Here is a 25,163-nt window from a genome sequence, read left to right as displayed (position 1 = left end):
CCGACGCAATCCAGGCGCTAGCACAAAGAAAAACGGCGGACTTTTCGGCCCGCCGTCTTCGTTACGATGGATGCCCGGGTCGGGCCCGGGCATGACGATCCGATCAATTATCCAAGAAGCTCCGCAGCTTCCGCGACCTTGACGGATGCTTCAGCTTCCGCAGCGCCTTGGCTTCGATCTGACGAATACGCTCTCTCGTCACCGAGAACTGTTGCCCCACTTCTTCCAGCGTGTGGTCGGTGTTCATGCCGATGCCGAAGCGCATGCGCAGCACGCGCTCTTCGCGCGGGGTGAGCGAGGCGAGCACGCGCGTGGTGGTCTCGCGCAGGTTGGACTGGATCGCGGCGTCGATCGGCAGGATCGCGTTCTTGTCCTCGATGAAATCGCCGAGGTGTGAATCCTCTTCGTCACCGACGGGCGTTTCGAGCGACAGCGGCTCTTTCGCGATCTTCAGGACCTTGCGGACCTTCTCCAAGGGCATGCCGAGCTTCTCGGCGAGCTCTTCCGGGGTCGGCTCGCGGCCGATCTCGTTGAGCATCTGGCGGCTGGTGCGCACGATCTTGTTGATCGTCTCGATCATGTGCACGGGGATGCGGATGGTGCGGGCCTGGTCCGCAATGCTGCGGGTGATCGCCTGCCGGATCCACCACGTCGCGTAGGTCGAGAACTTGTAGCCGCGGCGGTACTCGAACTTGTCGACCGCCTTCATCAGGCCGATGTTGCCTTCCTGGATCAGGTCGAGGAACTGCAGGCCGCGGTTGGTGTATTTCTTGGCGATCGAGATCACGAGACGGAGGTTGGCTTCCACCATCTCCTTCTTGGCCTGGCGTGCCTCGCGCTCGCCCTTCTGCACGGAGTGCACGATCTTGCGGAACTCGACGATCTCGAGGCCGGTCAGGGCGGCGAGCTGATGCACCTCGTGACGCAGGTCCTTGATGCGGTCCTTCTCGTGATGGACGAAGTTCTTCCAGCCCTTGGCCGAGAGTTTTGAGACGCGGTTGAGCCAGCGCGGATCGAGCTCCGAGCCGGTGTAGTTGCGCAAGAAGTCCTCGCGCGCGACGCCGTGGCTGTCGGCAAGGCGCATCAGGCGGCCCTCGTGCGAGACGAGGCGCTTGTTGATGTCGTAGAGCTGCTCGACGAGCGAGTCGATACGGGCCTGGTTGAGGCGCAGCGACTTCACCTCGACGATGATCTCGTCCTTCAGCTTCTTGTACTTGCGCTCCTGATGCGGCGAGAGCGACTCGTTCTGGAGCTGGTTCTGGATGTCCTGCTCCTGAAGCTTGCGCAGCTTCTTGTAGCTGTCGGCGATCTTGTCGAAGATCTCGACCACCTTCGGCTTAAGCTCGGCCTCGATGGCCGCCAGCGACATCTGGTTCTCGAACTCGTCGTCGTCCATGTCGGACTCGGCCGCAGCCTCGCCCGGATCCTTCTCCTCGCCGGCTTCCGTGCCGCCCGGCGCAGGCGCGGCCCGGAACGGGGTCGGCGACGGCGGCGCGGCGGGCGGGGCGACATGCGCGGGCGCGCCGGTCGCGGCGGCCTGGCCGCCCTCGGCAGGCGCCTCACCGTTCTCGCCGGTGGGACCTGCGATCATCGCATTGTTCATCCCGGCCTTGGCGTCGGGGCCGGCATAGGTGGCTTCGAGATCGATGATGTCGCGGAGGAAGATCTTGCCTTCGTTGAGCTCGTCGCGCCAGATGATGATGGCCTGGAAGGTCAGCGGGCTTTCGCACAGCCCTGCGATCATCGCCTCGCGGCCGGCCTCGATGCGCTTGGCGATGGCGATTTCGCCTTCGCGGGAGAGCAGCTCGACCGTGCCCATCTCGCGCAGATACATGCGCACGGGATCGTCGGTGCGCTCGCCCGGCTCGCTCTTCTTGACCTCGGTGACGGCCTTCTGGGTGACCTCGACGAGCTCGTTGTCGGTCTCGTCCTCGCCGCCCTCGTCCTTGTCCTCCTCGCCTTCGCTATCGTCGGCTTCGGTGACGTTGATGCCCATGTCCGAGAGCATCGACATGATGTCCTCGATCTGTTCGGGCGAGGTCTGGTCGGACGGCAAGACTTCGTTGAGCTGATCGAAGGTCACGAAGCCGCGCTTCTTGGCCTGCTTGATCATCTTCTTTACGGCGGCGTCGGACAGGTCGAGCAACGGCGAGGGCGCGTCCTGGGAATCCTTTTCCGGCGCGTCCGCTGCCTTGTCGTCTTTTTCCTTGTCCTTCGCCTGCAGCGTCTTTGCCTTGGTGGCCATCCATTGCTCCTAAACGCGCTTCAATGCAGTCGGCTCGCCGCGTCTGCCTGAATTCACATGAACCTGTTGCCCGACGCTCTCGCTTCGGCAGCTCTCGACACGGAAAGGGCGGCGCACATATCTCTCGCCACCCCCAACTCTCTCTCGCCGGAAATGCCTAACGCTTCGTCAGCCTCTTTGTCGCAGCGGATGCAGGTGTAGTGCCAACAGCAATTGCGCGGATTCATTCCTGACGCGTCTGTTCTGCCTGCGGCCGCCTGGTGGCCAAAGTGCTACAAGACCGTTAAGCCTCGATTAACCCTGTTTTTGCCGCCAAACCTTGGATTTGGCGAGTCTTTTAGCGGTTCCGGCTCCGGCCGTCCGCATGATTCTTTCATCACACGCTCTTCTGGAACCGACCCGACAGCTCGCCAAAACCCTCGATCAGGGCTTCGGTGCCGTCGACCTCGCCTATCCGAGCCTTGACGTCACGCAGCCACGCCAAATTGGCCTCGCTGGGGTCCTCCCCCAAGGCCAGCTCGGCGTCTTTCAGCTCTCTAAGTAGTGAATGCCATTGCCGATGCAAGGCAACCAGCTGATGCCAGGTGGCGAGAACATCGTCGGGGGCGGCACCCTCGCGGGCGCCCCACACCGCCGCGGTCGTGATGCCGTTCTCAACCCGTTGAAGAACTTGCGAAAATCCGCCTTTGGCGAGATCGCCGCGCATCTTTTCGGCCTGCTCGCCGGGGTCCGGGGAATGGTGGTGGTCATTGGCAAAGGCGGCGATGATGCCGGCCCTGAGCTTGTGGGCCTCGGGATGGGCCAGCTCCAGGGCGGCGACCTCCTCGAGGTGGTCGTGCAGGAGCCAGGGGTGGTTGATCAGGCATTGCAGGATCAGCGCCTCCCGGCGGGAGATGGCGCTGCGCTGGCCGCGCATGATCGGGCTGGCCGCCAGCTGCGGGCTCGCCGCCTGGTAGGGGCCGGAGGGTAGCGGGATGGGACCGGGCGGGCCGCGGCGGCTGCCACCGAAGCCTCCCCCGAATCCCTGGCCGCCGAATCGATTCGCGCCCCCCGCAGCCCGGGGCTGGAATTGGCGGCTGGAATTACCTTGGAGATTGCCCCGGCCGGCAAAGCCGCCGCGGCCACCCTCAGGCGCGAAAGTGCGCCGAAGCCGCTCGGCAAAATCATCGCGGTAATAGCGCCGCACCACCTCGTCGCGGATGCCGTTCGCGAGCTCCTTGATGCGCGCCTCCAGCGCGGCGCGGCGCTCGGGGGTGGCGAAATTGCCGCCTTCGAGCTCGCGCGACCAGATCATCTCGGCAAGCGGCTTCGCCGCCGCGATGACTTCCTCGATCGCGCCGCGACCGCCGGAGCGCGCGAGATCGTCGGGGTCCTGCCCCTCCGGCAACAGCGCGAAACGAAGACTCTTTCCGGGCGCGAGGAATGGCAGCGCGAGATCGGCGGCACGATACGCCGCCTTCTGGCCGGCGCGGTCGCCGTCGAAGCAGAGGATCGGCTCGTCCGCCATCTTCCACAACAGCGCCAGCTGGCTTTCGGTGAGCGCGGTGCCGAGCGGCGCGACGGCGCCGGCAAAGCCCGCGGTGACCATGGCGATGACGTCGACATAGCCTTCGACCACGATCAGCGCGCTGCCGTCATGGGTGGCCTTGCGCGCGGTCTGGTGATTGTAGAGATTGTCGCCCTTGTGGAAGAGCGGCGTCTCCGGCGAGTTGAGATATTTGGCCGGAACGTCCTTCTCCAGCGCGCGCCCGCCGAAGGCGATGACCCGGCCGCGTAAGTCCGTGATCGGAAACATCACGCGGTCGCGGAAGCGGTCGTAGGGAACGGGAATATCGTCGCCGGCCACCAGCAGGCCGGTCTCGACCATGTCGTCAACGGAGACACCGAGCTTGCCGAGATGCTCCTTCAGCGCGAAGCGATCGGGCGAGGCATAGCCGAGGCGGAACTGCAATTGCGTCGCCGGCGAGATCCCGCGGTCGGCGAGATAGCCGCGTGCCTTGGCGCCGACGCGCGAGGCCAGCGTCTCCGCGAAATAGGTCGCGGCGAGATCCATGACGTCATGCAGCGTGCGGCGGCGCTGCTCCTGCCGCGCAGCATCCGGCGTCACCGCCGGCAGCGCCAGGCCCGCCATGCTGGCGAGCCGCTCGACGGCCTCCGCAAACGGCAGGCCGTCGGTCTCCATCACGAAGCTGATGATGTCGCCGTGCTTGCCGGAGGAGAAGTCGTGGTAAAAACCCTTCTGGTCGTTGACGTAGAAGGACGGCGTCTTCTCCTGCTGGAACGGCGACAGCCCCTTCCACTCCCGCCCGGCCTTCTTCAGCTTGACGCGCTTGCCCACGACTTCGGAGACCGAAAGCCGGGTACGAAGCTCGTCGAGGAATTGGGGCGTGAAACGCATGGGCCTCTGTAGCGCGAACCGGGTGAGTCGGGCGAAAGATCAGGGATATAGGGGCGGCGGGCCTAAAAGTCAGGTTTGTCAGGATTATACGCGCTGTTCACAGGCCTTTGGTCCCGTCACCCTGAGGTGCTCGCCTCTTCGGCGAGCCTCGAAGGGCGACGGCCCGGCTCTAACCCTCGGCTGTTCATCCTTCGAGGCTCCCGGAGCGATGCATGGCATCGCGCCACTCGCGCCTCAGGATGACGGGACCGTAGTGCCGAAATGACGAGCCCCTTGAACCTAACCCGGTTCCACGCTTCCATATCCCCATGTTCAGGACCTTTCGGGGCGGACACAGCGGGGGCTGGCGTGTGATCTCGATCGCACCCGTGACCGGCGAGCCCCTGCCCTTCATGCCGGCGCTGTCGGTGACCGACAGCGAGGCCGTCTCATTGCCGCTGGTGCCCTCGCGCAATGCGTGGCGGCTGGTCGGCGCCCCCAGCAATTTGCGCTACACCGAGCGGCCCGAGAAGCAGCAGCTCACAGCCGTGCAGGCCGGGCTCGGCCGGATGGAAGCAACCAGCGCGGCGCTGATCCCGATCCGCAAATCGCAGGCCTGGTGGGAGCTGACGCAGGAAGAGCGACGCCAGATCTTCGAGGACAAGTCGCACCACATCGCGAGCAGCCTTCGTTTCCTGCCCGCGGTCGCGCGCCAGCTCTATCATTGCCGCGACCTCGGCGAGCCCTTCGATTTCCTGACCTGGTTCGAATTCGCTCCCGCGCACGCCTCGCTGTTCGAGGAGCTGGTGGCGATGCTCCGGGAAACCGAGGAATGGAGTTACGTCGAGCGCGAGGTCGACGTGCGCGTGGTGAAGGAAGTGCTGTCGGCTTAGAGCATGATCCGGAAAAGTGCGAAGCGGTTTTCCGAGAAGATCATGCTCGAAAACAACTAGTGCGCCAAGAACCGCCCGGACTCGATGAGCGGCAAACCCGTGACGGGCCAGTTGTAGACATAGGTCCAGGCCTTCTCCGTGGTGCCATCAGGCAGCGTCACGTCGATCAGCCGGCGCAGATATTCGGTCGGCTCGGGAAAACCTTCGCCGCAGGCCTCGTACATGTCGAGCTCGCCCAGGAGCTCGTCAGGTACGCGCATCCGGAAGAGCTCGCCATGAACGATGTCGGAGGCAGCATTCGACAGCAGCAGTCCCGGATAATGCTTCACCAGGACGAGCCGGCCGCGGCAGGTCGCTTCACCCACAAAATCGGCGTGGCCCGCGAGCAGTCGCGCCATCGGATGGTCGAAGCCGCGCATCAGGGTGCCGTAGACGAAAAGGCGATCGGAGGTCATGCTGCTCTAAAGTTGCGACGTCGGTGCAATATCGTTACTCCGTTTAGACACGTAATCGTTTCATAGGCAATCAGGATGGATCTGCACACGGCCGAGGCCGCCGATCAACTGCTCGGCGAGGGCGATATTTTGCCCGTGCATGAGGTAAATGCCGAAGGGACTTCGCCCTTTCTGCTCACCTCGGATCATTACGGACGGGTGCTGCCGCGCGCGCTCGGCGATCTCGGCATCGCGGAAAGCGAGCTTGTCAGGCACATCGGCTGGGACATCGGCATTGCCGGCGTCGCCGAGCGGCTCGCAAGGTTGCTGGATGCGCATCTGATCGCGCAGCGCTATTCGCGGCTCGTGATCGACTGCAACCGCCCGCCTTCTGCTGTAAGCTCGATCCCCGTGATCTCCGAAGCCACCGCGATCCCGCGCAACGAAGGGATTTCGGATGGGGAGCGCGAGGCACGGCGGCGCGAGATTTTCGAGCCCTATCATGATCGCATCGATGCCGCGATCGACGCCCGCCTGCACGACAAGCGGCCGACGGTGCTGGTGTCGCTGCACAGCTTCACGCCCGTCTATGCCGGCGTCGCGCGGCCCTGGCACATCGCCGCGCTGTACAACCGCGACACCGTGCTGCCGCAACTGCTGTTGAAACATCTGCGCGCAGAGGGCGATCTCGTTGTCGGCGACAACGAGCCTTACGCGGTCAGCGACCTCACCGACTACACCATCCCCGTCCACGGCGAAGGGCGGGGCCTCGTCAACACCGGCATCGAGATCCGGCAGGATCTGATCACCGACCACACCGGCCAGCAGCAATGGGCCGAACGGCTGGCAAGGATCCTTGCCGAGGTCGAGATGGAGCTGAAGGTGGAGCTGTTGGCGTAAGCCTCACTTCGCCCTGGTCAGCGCCAGCCAGATGCCGCCGCCGATCATGAAGCCGCCGGAGATGCGCGACATCATCCGCGTGCGGCGCGCCGAGAAGAATTTTCGCGCGCGGCCTGCGGCGACGGCGTAGAGCGCATCGGTCACCACGGCGGTGACCATGAAGGTCGCGCCCAGCAGCGCCACTTGCGGAAAGTGCGGCTGGCTCATGTCCATGAACTGCGGGATGAAGGCGCCGAAAAACACCAGCACCTTCGGATTTGACAGCAGTACCAGGAAACCCTGCAGGAAGAAGCCGCCGCGCGGCGGCGGTGGCGGTGTGTCGACATCGACGCCCTCGACCGGCGCCCAGATCAGCTTGATGCCGAGCCAGACGAGATAAGCGGCGCCGGCAAAGCGCACCCAGTCGAACCAGTAGCCCATGGTCGCCATCAGCGAGGTCAGGCCGACCGCGACGATGCCGATGACGATGGCAAGGCCGGCCTGCGCGCCGGCCACGTTGGTCAGCGCAGCACGCGTGCCGTGGCGCAGGCCGTTGGCGATGACGAGGGTGACGATCGGCCCCGGCAGCAGCGCCAGCGCAATGCAGGCGGCGACGAAGGCGAAATAGGCTTGCATGGACATCATGGGGGAGACTCGGCTCGGAGCGTTGGGCCGTATTAATGCATGGGACGGGCGCAGAGGGAAGTGAGATGAGCGCAAGGTGCGCGCTCAGCCAACGGTGTCATCCCCCGCGAAAGCGGGGGATCCAGTACGCCGCGACGCCTCCGCACTTCACCAACGTCTCTGGAATACTGGATTCCCCGCCTGCGCGGGGAATGACAGCGGAGAATGTGGAAGCGACGTACCAACATCGACGCCGACATCGGTCCGCGCCGCATCATCAGTTCTTCGGCAGGCCGGCGACATTGCGGGCCGGGCCGGTCAGCTCCAGGATATGCAGGCCGGTATTGGCGCGGTCGACGATGTAGATGTAGCCGCGATCATCGGTCTCGACATTGTTGGTCTGGATCGCGACCTTGCAGCGCTCGCCGCCCTCGATCGGGATGCAGCGCTTGTCGGTCGCGCTGGTGATCGACGGAATGAAGTAGCCGACTTCCTTCGGGTGATAGGGATCGCGGATGTCGAGCGCGCGCACGCCGGCATTGAAGAAGGCGATGAAGGCCATCTTCTTGTAGTAGACCGGCGCCATGCTCTCGTTGGAGGAATGCGCGCCGAAGCGCCCGCCGCGCTGACAGAACTGCCCGCTCGCCTCCGGCACGGTGTAGCTCGAGATCATCATCGGCCGCATCTCGGTGGTGACGTCGGCGAACCACACCATCTGCCGCGCCTCGCCGCATTCGTTGAGGATCGCTTCATTCACGATCATGACGATGTCGCGGGTCTTGCCGTCCTTGTCCTCGGCGAATTCCGCGATGGGCATGTCGAGCATCGGAAACGTCGTGTGCGCGCCGTTGAAGGCGGACATCGGCATGCGCGCAATCTCGGGATAGCGCAGATTGTCCGGCGTCGGCTCCTTTGCCCCGCTCAAGAGCTTGTCGCGATCGACGATCTGCAAAATGCCGCCCTTGTTGGTGCCGTAACCGAAATAGACGCGGTTGCCGTCGGGCCCGGTCGAGATCGGCCCGTGCAATTCGGTCGGCAGCGCGCCGGTCGAACCGGGCTCCTGACCGGGCAGACCGAAATCGCGGATCTTCTGCGGGCGCGCGGGATCGGAGAGATCATAGATCTGCGTCATCCGCCGCGTGCGCCAGTCCGGCGCGCCCGAGACGAGATAGGCAATGCCGGTGTCGCATTCCCACCAGCTCTTGTGGGTGTCCTTCAGGCCGCCGATGCGCGTGATGAGCACGGGGCTCGCGGGATCGGTGACGTTCCAGATCTCGTGCGCCTCGCCGCCGAACGTCCGCAGCATGTAGACCGCGTTGGGATCGCCCTTCGGCAAGGTCTTGCCGTCGCAGACCCGCACCATCTGCGCGCCGCCGGATTCGTACTTGCCCTCCTGCCCCGGCAGATGCCGCAGATATTTCGGACGCGCGGGATCGGTGACGTCGACGATTGAGGTTCCGTTCGGCTCGGCCTTGCCCGTCATCGGATTGACGGGCGCGGGCACATCATCAGTGCCGCCGTGATGGCCGATATAGGCGATCCAGCGATCGCCCTGGTGATGGATGGTCGGCTGATAGGCGCTGCGGGCCTGGAGATCGTTGCTCCCGACGATCTTCATGTTGGAGGCTTCAGGCGGCGCGCCGATGGTCTGCTTCTGCGCCTGGGCCGCGGTGCTGCACGCGAAAAGGACGAGAGCGGCAACACGTGAAACGCGACGGAACATCAAAATCCTCCCGGAACCAATCTGCGTTGGCTGAGCGTCGAGGCTAGCACGGCCGACTGCGCGCGCCAAAGACTCCATCTTGACATGCAACCATTTGGTTGCCTATTATCGACACCATGGATGAGGTCTTCAAAGCGCTCGCCGATGCGTCACGACGGTCGCTGCTCGACAGGCTTCATGCCAGGAACGGCCAGACGCTGAACGAGCTCTGCGAGGGCCTCGCGATGACGCGGCAGGCCGTGACCAAGCACCTTGCGATCCTGGAAGAGGCCAATCTCGTCACCGCCATCAGGCATGGCCGCGAGAAGCTGCACTATCTCAATCCGGTGCCGATCCATCAGATCGGCGAACGCTGGATCAAAAAATTCGAGCGCGGCAAGCTCGCCGCACTCAGCGAGTTGAAACGCCAGTTGGAGAAGCGCGATGAGTAAGCCGGAGTTCGTCTACGTGACCTATATCGAGACCACGCCGGAAAAGCTGTGGGAGGCGTTGACGTCGAGCGAATTCACCAGGCAGTACTGGTTCGGCGCCGAGGTCCGCTCCGACTGGCAGGTCGGCTCGCCTTTTGCGCTTACGCTCGACGGCGAGATCACCGATTCCGGCGAGATCCTGGAATCCGATCCGCCGCGCCGCCTGTCCTACAGCTTCAAGCACCAGAAATTCGAAGAGCTGCGCGGCGAGCCAATCTCACGCGTCGTCTTCACCATCGAACCGTTCGGCGCGCTCGTGCGTTTGACCGTGTTGCATGACGGCTTCGTCGAGGGCGGCAAATATCTCGGCGCCGTCTCCAATGGCTGGCCGGCGATCCTGTCCGGGCTCAAGAGCCTGCTGGAGAGAGGCAAAGTGCTCGCCATTCCCCGCACGGCGCTCAACAAGGGATTCGACGCAAAATGAACCTCGATCAATTCAAACCGCTGACGGTCTACACCATCTACATCGCTTCGACGCCGGAGAAAGTGTGGGAGGCGCTGACCTCGGCCGAGTTCAGCAAGCAATATTTCTTCGGCAATGCCGTGGAAGTCGAGCCGCGCCTTGGCGGCGCGTTCACCGTGCGCACGCCCGATGGCGCGTTACACATCAGCGGCGAGGTTCTCGCCTACGATCCGCCGCGAAAGCTCTCGGTCACCTTCAACGTGAACTGGCCCGAGCTGATCGAGAAGCTCGGCCCGACGCTCGTCACCTACGAGATCGAACAGGCCGGCGATGCGGTCCGGCTTACCATGTGCGAAGGCCACGACCGCCCGCTTAGCGACGACATCCTCGCCGGTGGCCGTTCGGGCTGGCCCGCGATCCTGTCCAGCCTCAAGAGCCTGTTGGAAACCGGCAAGCCGCTGGCGGTGAAGATGGGCCCACCGCAGCGGATGCTGGATGCGCTGAAGGCGATGGGGATCAAGACGCCTTAATTGATGAAGAACAAGCAGCGGTCGCTTCTTCCCCTCTCCCCTTGTGGGAGAGGGTGGCTCGCCGCGAAAGCGGCGAGACGGGTGAGGGGTCTGTCTCCGCGTCTGGGTCTCCCGCAATAGAATTCGCTGAGGCAACCCCTCATCCGGCGCTTCGCGCCACCTTCTCCCACAAGGGGAGAAGGAAAAGCAGCGGAGGCGACTAGCTACACCGGCACCACCAGCCGCCGATAAAGATGCCAGGTCGCATGCCCGAGCACGGGTAACGTCACGATCAGCCCGAGAAAGTAAGGCAGCGCCGAGACGATCAGCAGCATCACGATCACGGCGGCCCATGTGATCATCGGCAGCGGGCTCGTCACCACCGCGCGCACGCTTGTCACCATCGCCGTGACGAAATCGACCTCGCGGTCGAGCAGCAGCGGAAACGACACCACGGTCAGCGAGAACAGGATCAGCGACAGCACCGCGCCGACCGCATTGCCGATGCCGAGGAACAGCAGGCCTTCATTCGTGGTCAGCACCACGGTCATGAATTCCTGAAGGCTCGAGAACGAAGCGTGCAGACCGAGCAGCAGCGCGATCAGGAGCCGCACCTGATACATCCAGATCACGAACACGAACAGCGTGACGAACGCCATCCAGCCGATCTCGCTGCGCGCGCGCACAGCCGACCAGATCGCGCCGAACGAGACCGGCTCGCCGCGCTCGCGGCGGCGGCTGACCTCATAGAGCCCGATCGCCACGAAAGGCCCGATCAACGCGAAGCCTGCCGCCAGGGGATAGACGAGATAGACCATTCCGAAGGCGGTGAGGCACAGCATGATGGCGATGCCGCCGGCGGCGTAGAGCGCGCCGAAGCAGAGACCGTAGAACGGCAGCGCCTGGAAATCGCGCAGACCCTCGACCAGCGCCTCGGCGATATCGGTCGCCGCGACGCGACGTACCACCGGATCGACCTTGCCGGAGATGGACATCAGCTCCCTCCACACATCGGCGCGATCTTTCGTCGCGCGCATGCTGCGATACTAGCGCCGCCGCGCGCAGGCGCAACTTGATGCCAGCCTGCGCGAAGAGCAGCGGCGAGGTAACAATGCTCGCGATGCGAAATCCTTCACCATCGGTGCGATTTTCGCGCCAATGCTATGGACTGGGCAGACGATCGTCCGCAAATTGTACCTCCGAGCAGATGCGCCTGAGAGCGGACCGCCCCACCGATGAGCCTGCGTACCCGGTTACTGATCCTCGTCATTGCCGCCATGCTGGTGCCCGCGATCCTGGTCGGGCTGCGTTTTGTGCAGAACCGGGCCAGCGAGATCGACGCGGCGCTGGCCAATCTGGCCGCATCCGCCGACGACATCGCGAGCGATCTGAACGAGAAGATCCAGGGCACCGCCCAGCTCCACTACGGTCTGGCCCGCGCCCGCGACCTCGACACGCGCGACAAGGCGGCGTGCTCGGCGTTTCTGTCGGAAGTGCGCGAAGAATATCCGCAGTTCACGGGCATCTTGACCATCGATCCCGACGGCAGCCTGTTCTGCGACTCGCTTCGGACCAACCGCACCCTCGACCTGAACGACCGCGGCTATTTCAAAGAGGTCAAGGGTCTTCAAGGCGTCGTTGCCGCGGAGCCGGTGTTCGGCCGCCTCACCGGGCTATCGGTGCTCCAGATCGCCTATCCCGTGCGATCGGAGGCGGGCGCGCTGAAATTCGTGCTGCTCGCGTCCTTCAACCTGAACAAATTCGCGGAATTTCACGACAAGCGGCTGCTGGCCGAGAAGGACATCCTGTTCGTCGACGCCAAGGGTACGGTCCTGGTCGCCCCCAAGGGCGGCGGCTGGAGCGTGCCCATTGGCGGGACCATTGCGGGCTCCGATCTGTTCCGCTTTGCGGCAGCGCACGATGGCGAGCCATTTCGGGAAGTCACCGACCGCGGGGGCCGCACGCAGATCTGGGGCGTTGCCCGCTCGCCCTCGATGCGCAAGGCCGGCCTCACCATCATGGTCGGACGCTCCAAGGACGGACTGGTCGCGGCAGCGAACCGCCGGCTTTACGAGGACATGGCGATTCTCGCGGTGGCCTTGCTGTTGCTCCTGGCCGGCTTATGGATCCTCACGACCGTGAGCATCGGCCGCCAGGTCGGGCGGCTCGCCACCATGGCGAAGAGGCTCGGGCGCGGAGATCTCAGCGCGCGCATTCCGGAGCCCCATCCGGGCGGCGAGCTCGGCGGATTGATGACCCTGCTCAACGGCACCGCCGAATCGCTGCAGCAGCAGCGCGCCGCGATCGCGGATCTCAACCAGAAGCTCAGCCAATCCCAGAAGATGGAAGCCATGGGCCAGCTCACCGGCGGCGTGGCGCATGACTTCAACAATCTCCTGACCGTCATTCTCGGCAACTCCGAGCATCTTGCCGACCAGCTGGCGGGAAACAAGGAATTGCACCGCATCGCCGGCGACATCGCGACCGCCGCCGAGCGCGGCTCTGACCTGACACGGAGCCTGCTCGCCTTCGCACGCAAGCAGCCGCTGCGGCCGAGAAAGATCGACATCGCCGAGAAGGTGCTCGGCATGGAGCAGCTTCTGCGTCGGACACTGGGCGAGCACATCGAGTGCCGCTTCGCGCTCGAACGGGATTTATGGCCGGCCAGCGTCGATCCCGGCCAGCTGACGACAGCGCTGCTCAACCTCGTGCTCAACGCGCGCGATGCGATGCCGGAGGGCGGCAAGCTGACGGTCGAGGTCCATAACAGCTCGCTCGGTGAATCCGACCTCGACGTCAACGGCGAGCCGCGGCCCGGCGACTACGTGATGGTGGCCGTGACCGATACCGGCAGCGGCATGAGCGCCGAGGTGGTCAGCCGCGCGTTCGAGCCGTTCTTCACGACCAAGGAGGTCGGCAAGGGGACCGGCCTCGGCCTGAGCATGGTCTACGGATTTGCACAACAGTCCGGCGGACTTGTGCAGATACAGTCCGAGCCGGGACGAGGCAGTGTCGTCAGGCTGTTCTTTCCCCGCCTCGAAACACCGCCGGGCGAGGACCTGCGCCCAGCGGAAGCGACCGTCACACAAGCGGGACACGAGACCATTCTCCTCGTCGAAGACGACGACATGGTGCGGGCCTATGTCGAGAACGAGCTCAGGACGCTCGGCTACCGGGTCATCGCGACGTCGAACGGACCGGCAGCGCTGGAGGTGATGCGCCAACCCGGAGACATCCAGCTGCTGTTCACCGACGTCGTCATGCCCGGCGGCATGTTCGGGCCGGAGCTTGCGAGGCAAGCAACCGAGCTGCGGCCTGATCTCAAGGTGCTCTTCACCTCCGGCTACAGCCAGACGCCCGTCAAGACTCCGGACGGGGACGGCGACGCCCGCATTCTGACCAAGCCCTTCCGGCGAAAGGATCTTGCGGCGATGCTGCGGGCCGCGCTCTCGGAGCCGTCGCGGTAGATCAGGACGCTATCGCGAGCTGGAGCGCCACTGCGAGATTGGCCGCGAACAGGCCCGCGTCGATGACGAAGATCCGGAGCATCGGACCCTTCAACACCGGCCAGTAGGCGACCCCGACACGTCCGCCACGCATCAGCACTGGGAGGTTATAGGCGAACTGGCTGAAATGGCAGGCCGAAAAGAACAGGAACAGCGTGAGCTGCGCCTCGACCGGCTGGAAGAAGAGCGGACGCGCAACCAGAAGGTAGAACGACAACAGCCCGATCGGCAGGTTCATCCCGCCCAGGAACGCAACGCTGGCCGCCAGGGTCGGCGCGATCGGATTGCTGCGTTCTTCCCGCGGCAGCAAGATCTTCAGCGTGTTGGCCTGCGCAATGCTGAACTGGATGAAGGCGCCGCCGAACCACAGCGTGTTGAGGAGCAGGACGATATCCGAAAGGCGCATGGTCATTTTCCGTAAAAGGCTTCGCTGCGCACGACGCGGCCAGCGTCGTCGAAATCCATGAACTCGCTGGCGCGCGTGTCGCCGAGCTGCCACCACACCGTCAGGCGCGCGATAGTGTCGTCCCAGCTCCAGCTCAGGATCTTCAGGTCCGCGCTTTCGATGTGGCCATAGGCTTTTCGCCAATAGCTGCGGATATTCTCGATGCCGGCGACGACAGGAGAACCGGTCAGCGTCAGCGCCAGAGGGCTGCGCATCTGCGCATTCTCGGCGAAATGCGCCACCACCGCGTCGATATCGACCTTGCACCAGCTCGCGCACCATGCCGCGACGAAGCGCTCGGCGGCCGCGCGATTCATTTTCTGCGCGCTCAATGGATTCTGTCCGCTCATGACGACACGGCCCTCCCCGGCTTGTTGCCAGGACAGTGGCAAAGCCCGCTTCTCATGTCAACTACATTGACTTTAAGAACCGTCAATTGTTGTCGGCGATCGTCCCCATGACCGCCATCCATGCCGCCGCCCCGGATGCGCCGACGCGATCGAACGCCTCGCGCAAAACCTTGCGCTCGTGGTCCGAGGCCCGTTGCTCGATGCGCTGCCCGGCGGCCGTCAGACGCAGCAGCTTCGAGCGATGCTGCTCGGGCGAGCGCCTCGACGTCAGGAGCTTGCGTTCCAGCAGCAGGTTGAGCGGCCGGCTCAAGGCCTGCTTGGAAATGCCGAGGACCTCGAGCAGCGAGCCGATCGCGATATCGGGCCGCCGCGCCACCACGTAGAGGATACGATGATGCGGACGCGACAGGCCCTGCTTCGCAAGATATTCGTCCGCTTCCAGCGTCATCCCGCGCCAGCCGTAATACATGAGCTCCAGCGCCGCATCGAGATCGTGCAGCTTGTCGAGCGAAGCGCGGTGAAGTCCCGCGGCTTGAGACGTCTTGGCCATTGTCGGAAGTCAGCCCTTTTAAGAAGTCAGCCCTTTTAAGAAGTCAGCCCTTTTAAGAAGTCAGCCCTTGGCCCGCAGCTCGCGCCGCAGCACCTTGCCCGTCGCCGTCATCGGCAGCGTCTCGGCGAATTCGACGAAGCGCGGATATTCATGCGCGGCGAGCTGCACCTTGACGAACTCCTGGATCTCGCGCGCCAGCGCGTCGGTGCCGGTAAAGCCCGGACGCAGCACGATCCAGGCCTTGATCGATTCGGTGCGGATCGGATCGGGGATGCCGACCACCGCGGCCATTGCCACCGACGGGTGCTTCATCAGCGTGTGCTCGATCTCGGACGGGCCGACGCGATAGCCGGCGGTGGTGATGACGTCGTCCTCGCGGCTGACATACCAGAAATAGCCATCCTCGTCCTGCACGCCGAGATCGCCGGTGAGCAGGAATTCGCCGGCATATTTCTTCGCCGTCGCCTCCGGATTGCGCCAATATTCGAGCATGGTGACGGGGCATGGCTGGCGCACGCCGATGATGCCCCGCTGGCCGCGCGGCAATTCCTCGCCCTTGTCGTTGACGATGCGGACGTCGAAGCCCGGCGTCGCCTTGCCCATCGCGCCGGGGCGGATCGGAAACAGGTTGGAGTTGCTGCCGATCACGAGATTGCACTCGGTCTGGCCAAACACCTCATGTGCGTCGATGCCGAAGGTCTCGCGCACCCATCCCAGCAGCTCGCCGCCAAGGGACTCGCCGCCCGTGAAGATGCTGCGGAGCTTGACGCCCGCGTGCTTGACGTCCGCCTGCCGCATCAGCTTCAGCGCGGTTGGCGGCAGGAAGACGTTGCGGACGCCGAGATCGGCCATCATCTGCATCGCCGCCTGCGGCTCGAATTTGCGCGCGCGATGCCCGACCAGGGGGATGCCGTGATACCAGAATGCGAGCAGGCCGTTGACGAGGCCGCCGATCCAGGCCCAGTCCGCCGGCGTCCACATGAGATCGCCTGGACGCGGCAGGAAATTGTGACACATCTCGACGTTGGGGAGATGGCCGAGCACGACGCGGTGCGCATGCAGCGCGCCTTTGGGATTTCCCGTCGTGCCCGAGGTGTAGATGATCAGCGCGGGATCATCGGCGGCGGTGTCGACGGTCGCGAAGTCCTCGGACGCGGTTTCGATCGCCGGCCAGAATGGCTTTGCGCCGGCGTGGACGGCGCCGCTGGTGATGTAGATGTCCTGCAAATAGGGCAGCCGCTCGCGGATCTTCGTGAGCTTCTCCCAGCCCGCCTCATCAGTGACGATTGCCTTCGCCTGTGAATTCGACAGGCGGAATTCCAGCGCGTCCTCGCCGAACAGGGCGAACAGCGGGATCGAGACCAGGCCGGAGCGGAACGCCGCCATATGCGCGATCGGCAGCTCCAGCGACTGCGACAGGAACACCGCGACGCGGTCGCCGCGCGAAAGCCCATCGGCCTTCAGCACGTTGGCAAAGCGGCGCGACATGTCCGCGACCTCGTCGAAGGAGGTGCGCGTGGTGGCGCCGTTCTCGTCGACATAAACGAGCGCGAGCCGGCCGGTGCCGTCGGCATGCCGATCGCAGCATGCTTCCGCCATGTTGAAGCGCGCCGGGATGTCCCAGCGGAAATTCCGGACGAGCTCGTCGTAGGTCTTGGCTTCGGTGAGCATGGGCTTGGTCGTCTTCCCGGGTCTTGTCGTTGTTGCCCAGTCTAGAGAGTTACCGCATCGTCCGGAAGAATTTCCTGACATCGCGCACGAACAGCTCCGGCTGCTCGAAGGCGGCGAAATGGCCACCCTTCTCCATCTCGCTCCAATGCGTGATGTTGTGAAAGTTCGGTTCCATCCAGCGCCGCACCGGCGTGATGATTTCCTTCGGGAACGCAGCGACGCCGGTCGGCACCTTGACGACAGGCGTGGTGCGGCGCTTGCCAAAACTTTCCCAGTAGAGCCGTGCCGAGGAAGTCGCCGTCTCCGTCACCCAATAGAGCATGACGTTGTCGAGCAACTCGTCGCGGGTGAAGATGTTTTCGGGATGGCCGTTGCAATCGGTCCAGGCCCAGAATTTTTCCAAAATCCAGGCCGCCTGCCCGCTCGGCGAATCCGTGAGGCCATAGCCGAGCGTCTGCGGGCGCGTCGATTGCTGCTTGGAATAGCCGGAGTCGAAATCGACGTAATGCTTGAGGCCGGCGAGTGCCCGCTTCTCCTCCGGAGTCGGCTCGCCCTCCATGCGCGGCGGCGAGTTGAAGGACAGCGTGATGTGAATGCCGGCGCAGTGCGCGGCATCCTGTGCGCCGAGCGAGGCCGTCACCGCCGAGCCCCAGTCGCCGCCTTGCGCGCCATAGCGCGCATGGCCCAGCCGCTCCATCAGCTTCGCCCAGGTCGCGGCGATGCGATCGACGCCCCAGCCGGTCGCCTTCGGCTTGGCGGAGAAGCCGAAGCCCGGCAGCGAAGGACAGATCACGTGAAACGCATCCGCAGGATTGCCGCCATGCGCGACGGGATCGGTGAGCGGCGCGATCACCTTCTGGAATTCGACGATCGAGCCCGGCCAGCCATGGGTGATGATCAGCGGCAGCGCGTTTGGTTCTTTCGAACGCGCATGCAGAAAATGAATGTCGAGCCCGTCGATCTCGGTGGTGAACTGATCGAAGCGGTTCAGCTTTGCCTCGCGCGCTCTCCAGTCGTATTCGCTCGCCCAATAGGCGCAGACCTCCCGGATCCACTTCAGCGGTGCGCCCTGGCTCCAGTCGTCGACCAGCTCCGCCTCCGGCCAGCGCGTGCGGGTGAGACGCGACTTGAGATCGGAGAGAATGTCGTCGCTGATGGCGATACGGAACGGTTTGATGGCGCCGGTCATCGTGCCTCCCGATTTTTCTTGTCGAGAGAGTAGACCGGATCGCAGCCACGTCAAAGGTACCGATCCTCCCCGGAGGGGGAGGGTCGGTTCGCATGAAGCGAAGCGGCATGCGAACCGAGGTGGGGTGACAGTCTTTCCGCGGAAGCGCTGCCCGAGTGGAGAGATCACCCCACCCCGCTAGGCTTCGCGCGATCGACCCTCCCCGTCCAGGGGAGGGTAAGCAGCTAGCCCGACAGCGCGGCCTTCACGAGGCCGCTCGCCTTGCCGAAATCCATCTGCCCGGCATACTTCGCGCGCAGCACGGCGATCACCTTGCCCATGTCCTTCATGCCGGCAGCACCGGTCTCGCCGATCGCATCCGCGATCGCCTTCTTCACCTCGTCGTCGGCCATCTGCTTCGGCAGATAGGCCGAGATTACCGCGATCTCCTCGCGCTCCTGGGCCGCGAGCTCGGCGCGGCCGCCCTTGTCGTAGAGCTCGACCGCCTCCTGGCGCTGCTTGATCATCTTCTGCAGCACACCGAGCAGATCGGCGTCCGACAGCGGCGGCTTGCCGTTGCCGCGAGCGTCGATGTCGGCGTTCTTGATGGTCGAGTTGACCATGCGCAGCGTGGACAGCTTGCGCTCGTCTTTGGCCTTCATGGCCTCCTTGACCGCATTGTTGATGTCGTCGCGCAACATGATCGTGATCCCTTCCAATATCTGACGCCTGATCTAGGCCGTTCGCGGCCCCTAGACAACCTCGGTTCCGAGCCATTCGGTCAGGGCCCGCACTGTCGCTTCGGGCTGCTCGGCTTGCGGCAAGTGCCCGCAGCGATCGAGGACCTTGAGCCTTGCGCCGGCGATGCCCTCGGCCATCTCCCTGGAGAGAGCGTTCGGGATGGTGTTGTCGGCATCGCCCGTCAACACCAGCGTCGGGCATTTGATGGCTGCAAGCGTCGGGCGCGAATCGACCCGTGCGATGATCGCGGTCTGCTGCCGCAGATAGCCCTCGACACCGACATCCTCGTCCTGTGCATGCACCAGCTTGAGAATATCGGCATCATCGCGCCGCGACGGATGCACGAGCTCTGGAAAACTCTCCTCGCGGACCGCGCGAAGCTCGCCGCGCCTGGCGCGTTCCATCAGGCCGCGCCGGCGTGCGGTCGCCTCCGGCGTATCGGGCCGCGCCTGGGTATTGATCAGCGCGAGCTTGACCACCCGCTCGGGCGCCTGGCGCATGATCTCGAATGCGATGTAGCCGCCCATGGAGTGACCGGCGAGCGCGAAGCGCGGCGGGGCCTCGCTCAGCACGCGGGAGGCGATCGCCGCAATGCTGTCGTCGCGGATATGGTTGGCAACCATAACCGGGCCGAAACGCCACAGCGCCGGGATGACCGGAGCATAGATCCGGGCCGAGGAGGCCAGCCCCGGAACCAACAGAATCGGGGTGGTCTGGTCCATTATTGCCTCGCAAGCCCAGGAATTTGCCGGAAATTGTGCGGCCAAGCTTAGGAGCCCGAGACGGGCTGTCAAATATGCAAAAACGCATGTGAATCGGTGCATCTGCGCTTTGACGGGGGCGTCCGGCAGGCTTATGAAACGCGCTCATGACACAACATGACAACGATCCCGCTTGGCCGGACCATAAACCGACCGCGCTCCTCGTGCTTGCCGACGGCACGGTGCTCGAAGGCTTCGGTCTCGGCGCCGAAGGCCACGCCGTCGGTGAAGTCTGCTTCAACACCGCGATGACCGGCTATGAGGAGATCCTCACCGATCCCTCCTATGCCGGGCAGCTCATCACCTTCACCTTCCCGCATATCGGCAATGTCGGTACCAACGAGGAAGACATCGAGACGGTGAACATGGCCGCCACACCTGGCGCCCGCGGCGTGATCCTGCGCACCGCGATCACCGATCCCTCGAACTATCGAGCCACCAAGCATCTCGACCAGTGGCTGAAGGCGCGCGGCATCATCGGCCTCTCCGGCATCGACACCCGCGCACTGACCGCGCTGATCCGCTCAAAGGGCATGCCCAACGCCGTGATCGCGCACGCCAGGAACGGCGAGTTCGACCTGCATGGCCTCAAGGAAGAGGCGCGCGAATGGCCGGGCCTCGAGGGCATGGACCTGGTGCCGATGGTCACAAGCGGCCAGCGCTTCACCTGGGACGAGACGCCGTGGCTGTGGGACAAGGGCTTTGGCCGCCAGGACAAGGTGGAGTTCAACGTCGTCGCCATCGACTACGGCATCAAGCGCAACATCCTGCGCCTGCTCGCCGGCGTCGGCTGCAAGGTGACGGTGGTGCCGGCGACGACTTCGTCCGAAGACATTCTGGCGATGAAGCCGGACGGCGTGTTCCTGTCCAACGGTCCGGGCGATCCGGCCGCGACCGGCAAATATGCCGTGCCTGTGATCCGGGACGTCATCAAGTCCGGCACGCCGACCTTCGGCATTTGCCTCGGCCACCAGATGCTCGGCCTCGCCGTCGGCGCCAAGACGAAGAAGATGCATCAGGGCCATCACGGCGCCAATCACCCCGTGAAGGACGAGACCACCGGCAAGGTCGAGATCACCTCGATGAACCACGGTTTTGCGGTGGACGAGACCACGCTGCCGAAGGGCGCGACGCAGACCCACATCTCGCTGTTCGACGGCTCCAATTGCGGCATCCAGCTCGACGGCAAGCCGGTGTTCTCGGTGCAGTACCACCCCGAGGCCTCACCAGGCCCGCGCGACTCGCACTACCTGTTCCAGCGTTTTGCGGATCTGATGCGGCAGAAGAAGAGCGCGTAAGACGCGCGCTCTCATGCCCCGCTGACTGGGCCTCGCGGCTCTGGGGTCCCGGCTCTGCGCCGCGGCGTTGCACGCTGCAGCGCGTCCGGGACAGGTGACCTGTTGAGGAACGCCTCCACCCGATAGAATGTTGTCCCGCTGTCTTTGCAGCCGGAGTCCCGCCATGTCCGTCGTCCGCGACAAGGCCGAGCCGCTCGCCATCGTGTTCGAGGATGACGGGCTCGTGCCGAACAACATCCTTCCGTTCCTGGTCTACCAGGCTGCGGTGAAGCTCGACCCGAAGCGGCCGGAAGAGACCATCGAGAACCTGTTCGAAGCGAATGGCTGGGGCGGGACGTGGCGGAATGGCGTCTACGATTATCTGCATTACCACGCGACGGTGCATGAGGTGCTCGGCGTCGCGCGCGGCAGTGCCCGCGTCCGCTTCGGCGGCGACCATGGCCAGGAGCTCGAGATCAAGGCGGGTGATGTCGCGATCCTGCCTGCCGGCACCGGCCATCAACGCATCAGGGCGAGCGACGATTTCTGCGTGATCGGCGCCTATCCGCCCGGGGCAGAGATGGAGATCACGCGGCCAACGCCGGAGAGCCACGCGAAAGCGTTGAAGACGATTCCGAACGTCGCGATGCCGCCGGCCGATCCCGTGACGGGCACGGATGGGGCGTTGATGCGGCTGTGGCGGTAGCCACAACGGCGGCGCCGTAGGGTGGGCAAAGCGAAGCGTGCCCACCAATCTATTCAAGCCGAAAGGAAAGATAGTGGGCACGGCGGGCAAGAGCGCGCCTTTGCCCACCCTACGACACCGTGCCCTACGCCTCGTTGCCACCCTCCTGCCGCGTGGCCTCGAACAGGAACCACGTCCGGCGCTCGGTCTCGTCGATGAACACTTCCAAAATGCTGGCGCTGGCGACATCGCCGGCGTCGTCGCAGACCTCGTGCGCTTTGCGCATCGCAGCCGCGACGTGCTTGTTGTCCTGCATCAGCTCGCGCAGCATCTCGCGCGGCGGGACGTAGTCCTCGTTGTTGTCCTTGATGGTCTGGAGCTTTGCGACCTGGCCGATCGACTTCAGCGTGGTGCCGCCGATCTTGCGGACGCGCTCGGCGAGCTGGTCGGTGGTGGCGAAGATCTGGTCGGACTGCTCGTCGAGCAGCAGATGATAGTCGCGGAAATGCCGGCCGCTGATGTGCCAGTGAAAATTCTTGGTCTTCAGATACAGCGCGAAGGCGTCGGCCAGAAGTACGTTGAGCGCCTCCGAAACCTTCTTGACCCCGTCGGGCGACAGGTCGGTGGGGGTATCGAGATCGGGCGAGACCTTGTTGTTGGTTTTGCTCACGGGAAGCCTTCCTGTTAGGACGCGGACATTGACGGCGCGCCGTCGCACCCCTAACGCAAGGCGGGCAGCGCCGGTTCCTTGACGGGAACCGTTTGGCCGGGACCATCGAATACCATGGACGATTGGATCGATTATTACGACTCGACGCATACGATCTATGTCAGCAAGCTGCATCGCGACTTGCACTTCCAGATCATCGCGCGGGACATCATCGGCTATATCCCCTCGCCGGACGCGACGGTGCTGGACTATGCCTGCGGCGAGGCGCTCTCGGCGACCCAGGTGGCCGCTAGCTGCGGCAAGCTGATCCTCGCCGAGCCCGCGCCGGGGGTGCGCGGCCGGCTGATCGCGCGGTTTGCCCCGAACACCAAGATCCGTGTCCGCTCGCTCGACGATGTCCGCAAGATGCAGGACCAGTCGATCGACCTCGTCGTGATGAACTCGGTCGCGCAATACATGGCGCCGGACGAGCTCGATGCCGCGCTCCTCACCATCCGCCGTATCCTGAAGCCCTCCGGCAAGCTGGTGCTGGGGGACATCCTCCAGCCCAATGTCGGCATGTTCAGGGACGTCATGGCGCTGCTCGGCTTTGGCCTGCGCCACGGTTTCCTGAAAGACGCGCTGATCGGGCTGATCAGCACCGCGCTGTCCGACTACCGTCATCTGCGCACGCGTATCGGGCTCCAGCGCTACAGCGAGGAGGAAATCACCGCCAAGCTGAGAGCGGCCGGGTTCGCGGTCCAGCGCGCCCACACCAATATCGGCCACAATCGCTGGCGCATGACCTTCATCGCGCGGCCGCCTCTGGTTCGTTAAGCATAACAATTAGCCGTTGTAGCTTGTCGCACTGCAATCGGTAATGATCGCCTCGGCCCGGTGGCGGAAGCGTCTACGCGAGGGCGGTGCAACGCTCTACATCCTGGTTCAAATCCAGGCCGGGTCTCCAGCCTTCGCTGCTTACGCAGCTTCGGCTCGGCAAGCCTTTTCGTGGCGAACGCTGCCGCGGCGAAGCCCGAAGGGCGAAGCCGGGCGTGGTGCAGCCATCCGCAGGGTCGAAGCATGTCCGGCGTAGCTGGAGCGCAGCGGAAGCGAAGACGGACTGCCCGCCCCAACCTCAATCTGCCGCAACCACTTCACCCTCCGGCAGCAACTGAAGCCGCTCGGCATCCCTGGCCGCGGATTTGATCACCGCATCGAGCAGGCCGGGAAAACGCGCGTCCAGATCCTCGCGGCGCAGCCGCATGAAGCGGTTAGTGCCGGCCACGCGCGTCTGCATCAGGCCGCATTCGCGCAGCTTGGCGAAGTGATAGGCGAGGTTGGACTTGCCCGCGAGCCCGTTGAAGTCGCCGCAGCAGAGCTCGCTGCTGACACCTTCCTGCTGGGCAAGCTGGTAGACGATGGCGAGCCGGATCGGATCGCTCAGGCAATCCAGCACCATCGGCAGCTCGATCTGCTCGGGGGTCGGGTGGAGAGGTGTGCGGCTCATGACCCGTGAATGATAGCGAAGCGGCCACAATGTTCAATAGTTCTTGAACCAATTGACTTACAAATTGCCACACCCAATAGTTCAATAAACGTTGAACATAGGGATCTCGTCCAATGAGCGTATTCTGGCTGGCCTTGGCGGCCTTTGCGATCGGCACCGAAGGCTTTGTAATCGCAGGTCTTTTGCCCGGCATCGCCGCCGATTTGCAGATTTCGGTCTCCGCCGCCGGCCAATTGGTCACGGCTTACGCCCTCACCTACGCCGTGGGCTCCCCGATCCTGGCCGTCGCGCTGAACAATATCGACCGCCGCACCGTGCTCGCCCTGGCGCTGGCGACCTTCATCGCCGGAAATCTCGCCGCGATGGTGGCTTCCAGCTACGCCCTGCTGCTGGCCTCGCGGATGCTGATGGCGCTGGGCTCCGGGCTTTGCATGCCGACGGCGCTCGCAGTGTCCGTGGCGGTCGCCTCGCCGGAACGGCGCGGCCGAGCGGTGGCGCTGGTCACGTCGGGCCTGACGGTCGCGACCGTCATTGGCGTTCCCCTCGGCAACCTCGTCGGCAGCCTGCTCGGCTGGCGCGCGACCTTTGCCATGGTCGCTATGATCGGCACCGTCGCGCTTGCCGGGCTGCTGCTCGGCCTGCCCCGCGGCCTGCCGCGCAACACCGCCTCGCTCGGCGAACGGCTGGCCGTGGCGCGTCACAGCAATGTCCTGGTCGCGCTTGTGATCACGATCCTATGGGCGCTCGGGGGCTTCACCGTATTCACCTACTTCGCGATTCCGCTGCGCGGCCTCGGCTTCGATGCGCAGCAAATCAGCCTTGCGTTGCTGGTGTTTGGCGGCGCGGCCGCGATCGGGAACATGTTCGGCGGCTTACTTGCCGACCGGCTCGGTACGCTCGCCACCGTGGGCCTCGGGCTCGCCGGCATGGCAGCAGCGCTGATCCTGCACTCGGTGGTCCTGAAGCTGATGCCGGGCCAGGCGCACTATGCGGTGCTGGGCGCGATCTTCCTCTGGGGCATCTCGGGCTGGGCATTCTACCCGGCCCAGGTCGCCAGCATCATCCGGATCGAGCCGCAGGCCTCGATGATCGCGCTCTCGCTCAACGCCTCCGCCATGTATCTCGGCTTCGCCATCGGCGGGGCATTGGGCGGGGCGGTGCTGGCCACCCTCTCGCCGACCGACCTCGGCTGGATCGGCGGAACGAGCGTTGCGGCCTCACTTCTGGTGCATCTCGCCCGTGGCTGGCAGGCCAGGCCAAAACCCGTCAAAATTGCCGGTTGATGGGCGTTTTTCG

General features: G+C 64.5%; 25 protein-coding genes and 1 tRNA gene. 11 read left to right on the top strand and 15 right to left on the bottom strand.

Going from position 1 to position 25,163, the window contains the following annotated elements:
• Positions 1–103: 103 nt before the first annotated feature.
• Both rpoD and dnaG read right to left on the bottom strand, forming a co-directional pair.
• Positions 104–2,245, bottom strand: coding sequence for an RNA polymerase sigma factor RpoD (gene rpoD, locus GGD65_RS24645; protein WP_092260643.1), 2,142 nt, complete (start codon positions 2,243–2,245; stop codon positions 104–106).
• Positions 2,246–2,621: 376 nt separating this feature from the next.
• On the bottom strand, positions 2,622–4,643 hold the full coding sequence (dnaG, locus tag GGD65_RS24640; RefSeq protein ID WP_183236874.1) for a DNA primase: 2,022 nt from the start codon (positions 4,641–4,643) through the stop codon (positions 2,622–2,624).
• A 308-nt stretch (positions 4,644–4,951) separates the two neighbouring features.
• Here dnaG and GGD65_RS24635 point away from each other — a divergent pair, with 308 nt between their 5' ends.
• Positions 4,952–5,515: a chlorite dismutase family protein gene (locus GGD65_RS24635; RefSeq protein WP_183236873.1), complete on the top strand. Its 564-nt coding sequence runs from the start codon at positions 4,952–4,954 to the stop codon at positions 5,513–5,515.
• 56 nt (positions 5,516–5,571) lie between these two features.
• Here the strand turns inward: GGD65_RS24635 and GGD65_RS24630 are convergent, their stop codons facing one another.
• Positions 5,572–5,970 carry a gamma-glutamylcyclotransferase gene (locus GGD65_RS24630; protein WP_183236872.1) on the bottom strand — a complete coding sequence of 133 codons (399 nt, stop codon included), beginning with the start codon at positions 5,968–5,970 and terminating at the stop codon, positions 5,572–5,574.
• Between the two features lie 75 nt (positions 5,971–6,045).
• On the opposite strand from GGD65_RS24630, the gene GGD65_RS24625 reads away from it, so the two are divergent.
• Positions 6,046–6,849 carry an N-formylglutamate amidohydrolase gene (locus tag GGD65_RS24625; RefSeq protein ID WP_018318237.1) on the top strand — a complete coding sequence of 268 codons (804 nt, stop codon included), beginning with the start codon at positions 6,046–6,048 and terminating at the stop codon, positions 6,847–6,849.
• Positions 6,850–6,852: 3 nt separating this feature from the next.
• Here the strand turns inward: GGD65_RS24625 and GGD65_RS24620 are convergent, their stop codons facing one another.
• Together GGD65_RS24620 and GGD65_RS24615 are read right to left on the bottom strand one after the other, a co-directional pair.
• Positions 6,853–7,473 carry a LysE family translocator gene (locus GGD65_RS24620; RefSeq protein ID WP_018318238.1) on the bottom strand — a complete coding sequence of 207 codons (621 nt, stop codon included), beginning with the start codon at positions 7,471–7,473 and terminating at the stop codon, positions 6,853–6,855.
• A 256-nt stretch (positions 7,474–7,729) separates the two neighbouring features.
• Complete coding sequence (locus tag GGD65_RS24615; protein WP_179735053.1) at positions 7,730–9,175, bottom strand: LVIVD repeat-containing protein; 1,446 nt, start codon at positions 9,173–9,175, stop codon at positions 7,730–7,732.
• Positions 9,176–9,291: 116 nt separating this feature from the next.
• Here GGD65_RS24615 and GGD65_RS24610 point away from each other — a divergent pair, with 116 nt between their 5' ends.
• The 3 genes from GGD65_RS24610 to GGD65_RS24600 are packed head-to-tail and all read left to right on the top strand — an operon-like array spanning position 9,292 to position 10,578.
• On the top strand, positions 9,292–9,606 hold the full coding sequence (locus tag GGD65_RS24610; protein WP_018318240.1) for a helix-turn-helix transcriptional regulator: 315 nt from the start codon (positions 9,292–9,294) through the stop codon (positions 9,604–9,606).
• Entirely contained in the window at positions 9,599–10,069 is a 471-nt protein-coding gene (locus GGD65_RS24605) for an SRPBCC family protein (RefSeq protein ID WP_018318241.1), read from the top strand. The genes GGD65_RS24610 and GGD65_RS24605 overlap by 8 nt, the downstream gene beginning before the upstream one ends.
• A complete protein-coding gene (locus GGD65_RS24600; protein ID WP_018318242.1) occupies positions 10,066–10,578 on the top strand; it encodes an SRPBCC family protein in 513 nt (170 codons plus the stop codon). Before GGD65_RS24605 ends, GGD65_RS24600 begins: the two co-directional genes overlap by 4 nt.
• A gap of 203 nt (positions 10,579–10,781) precedes the next feature.
• On the opposite strand, the gene GGD65_RS24595 is transcribed toward GGD65_RS24600, so the two are convergent.
• A complete protein-coding gene (locus GGD65_RS24595) occupies positions 10,782–11,552 on the bottom strand; it encodes a DUF2189 domain-containing protein (RefSeq protein WP_026201985.1) in 771 nt (256 codons plus the stop codon).
• Positions 11,553–11,792: 240 nt separating this feature from the next.
• On the opposite strand from GGD65_RS24595, the gene GGD65_RS24590 reads away from it, so the two are divergent.
• Positions 11,793–14,024: an ATP-binding protein gene (locus tag GGD65_RS24590; protein ID WP_183236871.1), complete on the top strand. Its 2,232-nt coding sequence runs from the start codon at positions 11,793–11,795 to the stop codon at positions 14,022–14,024.
• 1 nt (position 14,025) lies between these two features.
• On the opposite strand, the gene GGD65_RS24585 is transcribed toward GGD65_RS24590, so the two are convergent.
• From GGD65_RS24585 to GGD65_RS24555, 7 genes are all read right to left on the bottom strand, one after another.
• Complete coding sequence (locus GGD65_RS24585; RefSeq protein ID WP_104465320.1) at positions 14,026–14,469, bottom strand: hypothetical protein; 444 nt, start codon at positions 14,467–14,469, stop codon at positions 14,026–14,028.
• Positions 14,470–14,471: 2 nt separating this feature from the next.
• The gene (locus GGD65_RS24580; RefSeq protein ID WP_179731501.1) at positions 14,472–14,858 is read right to left on the bottom strand and encodes a nuclear transport factor 2 family protein; all 387 of its coding nucleotides are present in this window, start codon (positions 14,856–14,858) and stop codon (positions 14,472–14,474) included.
• 82 nt (positions 14,859–14,940) lie between these two features.
• Entirely contained in the window at positions 14,941–15,408 is a 468-nt protein-coding gene (locus GGD65_RS24575; protein WP_018318246.1) for a MarR family winged helix-turn-helix transcriptional regulator, read from the bottom strand.
• A 60-nt stretch (positions 15,409–15,468) separates the two neighbouring features.
• Positions 15,469–17,079 (bottom strand): acyl-CoA synthetase, encoded by a 1,611-nt coding sequence (locus tag GGD65_RS24570; protein ID WP_183236870.1) that lies wholly within the window; start codon positions 17,077–17,079, stop codon positions 15,469–15,471.
• Positions 17,080–17,128: 49 nt separating this feature from the next.
• Positions 17,129–18,268: an epoxide hydrolase family protein gene (locus tag GGD65_RS24565; protein WP_183236869.1), complete on the bottom strand. Its 1,140-nt coding sequence runs from the start codon at positions 18,266–18,268 to the stop codon at positions 17,129–17,131.
• 224 nt (positions 18,269–18,492) lie between these two features.
• Positions 18,493–18,948, bottom strand: coding sequence for a GatB/YqeY domain-containing protein (locus GGD65_RS24560; protein ID WP_018318249.1), 456 nt, complete (start codon positions 18,946–18,948; stop codon positions 18,493–18,495).
• 51 nt (positions 18,949–18,999) lie between these two features.
• Positions 19,000–19,710, bottom strand: coding sequence for an alpha/beta fold hydrolase (locus tag GGD65_RS24555; RefSeq protein ID WP_183236868.1), 711 nt, complete (start codon positions 19,708–19,710; stop codon positions 19,000–19,002).
• A 146-nt stretch (positions 19,711–19,856) separates the two neighbouring features.
• Between GGD65_RS24555 and carA the strand changes: the two genes are divergently transcribed.
• The gene (gene carA, locus GGD65_RS24550; protein WP_018318250.1) at positions 19,857–21,047 is read left to right on the top strand and encodes a glutamine-hydrolyzing carbamoyl-phosphate synthase small subunit; all 1,191 of its coding nucleotides are present in this window, start codon (positions 19,857–19,859) and stop codon (positions 21,045–21,047) included.
• A gap of 163 nt (positions 21,048–21,210) precedes the next feature.
• Positions 21,211–21,732 (top strand): hypothetical protein, encoded by a 522-nt coding sequence (locus GGD65_RS24545; RefSeq protein WP_183236867.1) that lies wholly within the window; start codon positions 21,211–21,213, stop codon positions 21,730–21,732.
• A gap of 124 nt (positions 21,733–21,856) precedes the next feature.
• Here GGD65_RS24545 and GGD65_RS24540 read toward each other — a convergent pair whose 3' ends face one another.
• Positions 21,857–22,381 (bottom strand): Dps family protein, encoded by a 525-nt coding sequence (locus tag GGD65_RS24540; RefSeq protein WP_018318252.1) that lies wholly within the window; start codon positions 22,379–22,381, stop codon positions 21,857–21,859.
• Positions 22,382–22,495: 114 nt separating this feature from the next.
• On the opposite strand from GGD65_RS24540, the gene GGD65_RS24535 reads away from it, so the two are divergent.
• Both GGD65_RS24535 and GGD65_RS24530 read left to right on the top strand, forming a co-directional pair.
• Positions 22,496–23,197 (top strand): class I SAM-dependent methyltransferase, encoded by a 702-nt coding sequence (locus GGD65_RS24535; RefSeq protein WP_183236866.1) that lies wholly within the window; start codon positions 22,496–22,498, stop codon positions 23,195–23,197.
• 54 nt (positions 23,198–23,251) lie between these two features.
• A tRNA-OTHER gene (locus GGD65_RS24530) sits at positions 23,252–23,327 on the top strand.
• A 168-nt stretch (positions 23,328–23,495) separates the two neighbouring features.
• Here the strand turns inward: GGD65_RS24530 and GGD65_RS24525 are convergent.
• On the bottom strand, positions 23,496–23,867 hold the full coding sequence (locus GGD65_RS24525) for a helix-turn-helix transcriptional regulator (protein ID WP_179731512.1): 372 nt from the start codon (positions 23,865–23,867) through the stop codon (positions 23,496–23,498).
• Positions 23,868–23,980: 113 nt separating this feature from the next.
• Between GGD65_RS24525 and GGD65_RS24520 the strand changes: the two genes are divergently transcribed.
• The gene (locus GGD65_RS24520; RefSeq protein ID WP_183236865.1) at positions 23,981–25,150 is read left to right on the top strand and encodes an MFS transporter; all 1,170 of its coding nucleotides are present in this window, start codon (positions 23,981–23,983) and stop codon (positions 25,148–25,150) included.
• Positions 25,151–25,163: the final 13 nt, after the last annotated feature.

This window comes from Bradyrhizobium sp. CIR18, from assembly GCF_014198295.1.
In the GTDB taxonomy this organism is placed as follows: domain Bacteria; phylum Pseudomonadota; class Alphaproteobacteria; order Rhizobiales; family Xanthobacteraceae; genus Bradyrhizobium.
Note: the sequence above shows the minus strand (reverse complement) of the source record. Positions and strands in the feature narration are given on the sequence as shown.